Annotated in this window: 3 protein-coding genes and 1 tRNA gene; all 4 read right to left on the minus strand. The window is 43.6% G+C overall.

Translation table 11 applies throughout. The annotated features are described in order from the left end of the window. On the minus strand, positions 1-869 hold an 869-nt coding region (locus Q0338_RS08270), incomplete at its 3' end, for a multiheme c-type cytochrome (protein WP_366119835.1). Between the two features lie 97 nt (positions 870-966). Next, positions 967-2,406, minus strand: coding sequence for a DUF3365 domain-containing protein (locus tag Q0338_RS08275; protein WP_298086339.1), 1,440 nt, complete (start codon positions 2,404-2,406; stop codon positions 967-969). Further along, positions 2,390-3,085 carry a response regulator transcription factor gene (locus tag Q0338_RS08280; protein WP_298086340.1) on the minus strand — a complete coding sequence of 232 codons (696 nt, stop codon included), beginning with the start codon at positions 3,083-3,085 and terminating at the stop codon, positions 2,390-2,392. Before Q0338_RS08280 ends, Q0338_RS08275 begins: the two co-directional genes overlap by 17 nt. A gap of 138 nt (positions 3,086-3,223) precedes the next feature. Beyond that, positions 3,224-3,299, minus strand: a tRNA-Ala gene (locus tag Q0338_RS08285). Between the last annotated feature and the right edge of the window lie 3 nt (positions 3,300-3,302).

Raw genomic sequence — 3,302 nt, forward strand, 5'->3', positions numbered from 1 at the left:
GACTTTTTGTATTTAGCGGCGTATGAGGCTAGACCTCTGACGTATCCGCCGTTATCGCCGTAATCAGCTAGAGTTTCCGGGAAATCAGGAACGAAATCTTTGATTTTCTTAACTGTTTCAGGAGTTAAATTTAACGCCCAAGTTCTTTGGAATTGGTTACCGCCTGCTACAATCTGACCTGTGCCGTCTCGTAGCAAACCGCCCTCTACGTGGTAAGTTCCTCGCAAAAGCCACGCGTCTACGTAGCCGAATTTGGTTCTTAGGTGTCCGACGGTGGCGTAAATAACGTCCGGAGTAATACCTTGAGGCAAGATAGACGCGGTATCCGGGCTAAATACCGGATCGGTTAGGTTGTTGTTAACCTCAGGGTGCTCGCCAGGGAAGCGGATAGTAGTGGCGTGGCGCGATCTGCTCCATACCTCGTACTGCGCAGGGTGGCACTCGCCGCACTTTTCGGATCCTACGAATTTGTTAGGAAACTGCAAAGACGAACCCGCAGGTATCCTATACATCATAGAGCTGTAGCCTTTACCGCCGTCTCTTTTACTAGCTTTTGACATGTCAAAGCCGTGACCTTCGGCAAGCCACTCAAGTCCACGGTCGTGAACGTCCAGTTTACCGACTGTTTTACCGCCGTATTTTGTGAAAATCGGGTGGTTTTTAAACAGCCACTCATACATCTCTTGCTCTTCTACGATGTAGTCTTGCAAGGATATTACGCCTCTACTTTGAAGCGTGCCTTTTGGGTTTGCTATGACGTCTCGCGCTTGTTGAGACATCTGCATGTTGTGTTCTTCGCAACAGGCTTGCGATGCGAAGACGCTAACGCCCATAAGCAAACCTAATAAGGTTTTACTTAAATTCCTCATTGCGCCCTCCTTATAAATTTTGGATCTAAAATCAAAAAGATTTCATACTGATAATGCTATCGTAAAAAGGGGGCGAAAAAAGGGGAAATTTAATAAATTATGAATTTTTAAATTTAATAGTAAATACTACGCCATTATTTATATTTTGTGCGTAAATTCGGGCGTTATTTTTTTCGGCTATTACCTTGCTCATATATAGCCCAAGCCCGCTGCCTGATTTTTTTGTAGTAAAATGCGGCTTGAAAATTTTATTTATCACGCCTTTATCTATATTACCGGCGTTATTTTCGAGCGTTATCGCGCGTTCTCCGTTTTGCAAAAGGGCGGTTATTAAAATTTGCCATCGGTTTGCTTGCGCCCGCTCTTGCGGCACGTTTAAAAATGCTTCTTTGGCGTTATTTATAATGTTAATTAAAATTTGAATGAGCTCGTTTATGTTGCCGTAAAGCGTAAAATTTTCTTTTATCTCGACTTTTACGTCGATGACGTGCTTTTTGAGCGTCGCGTTTAAAATTTTACAAGCCTGCTCTATGGCCTGCTTTACTTCAAATTCGCTCTTTGGCATATTTGGATTAAAGAAATTTTTAAAATCCTCGATCGTGTCAGACATAAATTTGACCTGCTCGTTTGCCTCCTCGATGGCCTCTTTTAGCCTCTGCTCGCTTAGCTTGCCTCGCTCGGAGTAAAGCTCCAAATTTACCAGAGTCGAGCTGATCTGCGCTAGAGGCTGGCGCCACTGGTGCGAGATGTTGCCGATCATTTCGCCCATCGAGGCCAGGCGGCTTTGATTTATCATCAAAAGCTCGTTTTGCAACTTGGTTTTTTCGTTGCCTTTGTGGATTTTATAAACAAAAAATAAAAACGCTGCAAAGATCGCCGTGATCGCCACGCCGCTAACGATAAACTCCTGTTTATGATAGAGCAAAATGCTTTTTACCGGGATTTTAAAGCTCACCATCGCTATCGTGTCGCCGACTTTGCCCTCGAAATTATTTAAATTTCCGTATTGTTCGAGCATTTTTTTAGGCGCGCTGTTTATGTTGTGACATTCGACGCATGACGGGTGGGAGTTTTTGATAGGAAGGCCGACGAAAAAGTACGAGGCGTTTTGGTCTTTGATTACGTCAGAGTAGACCTCGTATTTGCCCTCCTTAAACCCTTCTAAAATTTCATTTTCAAATTCCGTGCCTTCGTGTTCGGGATTTAGCGGATTCGTCGCCGTTAGCCTGTAGTCGTAGTTTATGTTTTTTTTGGCGAGCTGGATTTTGTAAATTTGACGCGTGATGTAGGATGAGGACATGAGTCTGGGGTCAAAAAGGTCTTTGTCTATCGCGCCTTGATCTTTTAACTCATCTATGAGCGGGCGCTGGACGGTAGAGATGTAGTCGCGTATGCCGTTCATCGCATCTAGCACGTAAACAGCCTCCTGCTTGGCGTCTTTTAGCGCAAGATCGCGGTAAAAGTTAAAAACCAAAACGGTAATGGCGCCGTACAAAACGACGAGCAGCAGGACGATAAATTTAAATTTGGACTTCACATAGATATCCTACGCCGTATAAATTTTTGATTGTGTCCTTGCCGATCTTGCGGCGCAGCTCTTTTACGATAGTCTTGATGGCTTCTTTGGTCGGCTGTTCAAATTCCCACATGTAGTCAAACAGCTGCTCGTAAGTGATCGTTTGGTTTTTGTTGTTTAAAAAATACTCCAAAAGCTTGCTTTCGCTTTTGGAGAGGTGACAGGCCTCTTCCTTTATATATATGATTTTTTTGCTAAAGTCGTATTTGAGGTCGTCGTTGATACTAAACATCGGCGTATGGTCGATAAGCTCCATCGCGACGTCTTCTAGCGCCTTTATAAACGTATCTTTATCGTAGGGCTTTGATAGATATCTCGTGATCTTTAGCTCGACCGCGCGCCACAGATACTCTTGCTCAGTGTGGCTTGAGATGATGACGATAGGGATTTTGCGGTTTGCACAGCGGATCTTTTTGGCTACCTCTAATCCGTCCATGTGCGGGACGCTGACGTCTAGGACGAGCGCGTCGTATGAGCCGCTCATAGCCTCATCTAGCGCCTCGATGCCGTCGCTTACGCCTTTTACTTCGGCAAAAAACAGCTCGAGAGAGTCGATCATATTTTTTAATATATATGGTTCATCCTCTAAACAAAGGACTTTTTTATTGGATAAAACGTCTAAAACGGAGTAATCTTGCATCTTTTTCTCGTACTAAATTTTGCCGATACTAACACAAGCAAGCTTAAAATACTATTTTTAAGGATTGAGATATTAACCATAAAACATAAATTAATCAAAGTTTTTGATGATGTAAAATTTGGGGAATAAATTTAAAGATGGTGGAGTTAAGCGGGATCGAACCGCCGACCTCTTGAATGCCATTCAAGCGCTCTCCCAGCTGAGCTATAACCCCAAT

The organism is uncultured Campylobacter sp. (assembly GCF_938018145.1).
Taxonomy (GTDB): domain Bacteria; phylum Campylobacterota; class Campylobacteria; order Campylobacterales; family Campylobacteraceae; genus Campylobacter_A.

What these genes read in the sequence shown, in the direction of transcription:
- Q0338_RS08280 (WP_298086340.1), bottom strand. Translation starts at nt 3,085, where the DNA reads ATGCAAGATTACTCCGTTTTAGACGTTTTATCCAATAAAAAAGTCCTT.